This window comes from Prevotella sp. P5-126 (assembly GCF_002251185.1).
Lineage (GTDB): Bacteria > Bacteroidota > Bacteroidia > Bacteroidales > Bacteroidaceae > Prevotella.
In genome coordinates, this window is record NZ_NPIZ01000036.1 from 1 (window position 1) to 575 (window position 575).

At 50.1% G+C, this 575-nt stretch carries 1 protein-coding gene; it reads right to left on the minus strand.

The window, feature by feature from the left end:
• The coding region (locus tag CIK90_RS03090) for a hypothetical protein (protein WP_144007211.1) at nucleotides 1–394 on the minus strand (394 nt) is incomplete at its 3' end.
• Between the last annotated feature and the right edge of the window lie 181 nt (nucleotides 395–575).

Consider the following 575-nt stretch of genomic DNA (forward strand, 5'->3'; position numbering starts at 1 on the left):
TGCTGGTCACCGCCTTGTCGCCAGTACCCTTCACCGAGATAGAGGGCAGCGTGCCTTGGGTGATCTGATAGGGAGCTGCGATGCATGCGCCGCCATCCGATTCAGCCTTGGTGAGATAGACAGGAGCAGCCACGCTGTTCGCACGGACGAACATGTTGTAGTCGGTGTGGTACTGCGCTTTCCTCTCGAAGGCGTTTTTCAGCAGCGGAACGAGTCCTGCATACATGCGGACGATGTTCACCCATTTCATGCGCTGACGCTGTTGTCCCTTGGTGCGAGTGTTGCGTACCTTGGTCACTTTCTCCGATACTACGGTACGACCGTTAACAGTCTTGAAAGTCAACTGACCAGCCGATCCACTCATTTTTTTGATAAGTCCATTTAGAATAGCCATTTTGTTTTCCCCCGTTTGTTAGACCAGTGGGGGTTCTGGGGAATAGTTAGTTAACCTAAAATCCGCAACTATCATCCAATACACGATTAAGGGTAGATTTATGAGTCGTTAGTAGCAGCTTTCAGTAAAAAGCAACAGCACAACATCAATATGTAGCCACCATCCCCTTACCCCACGATGC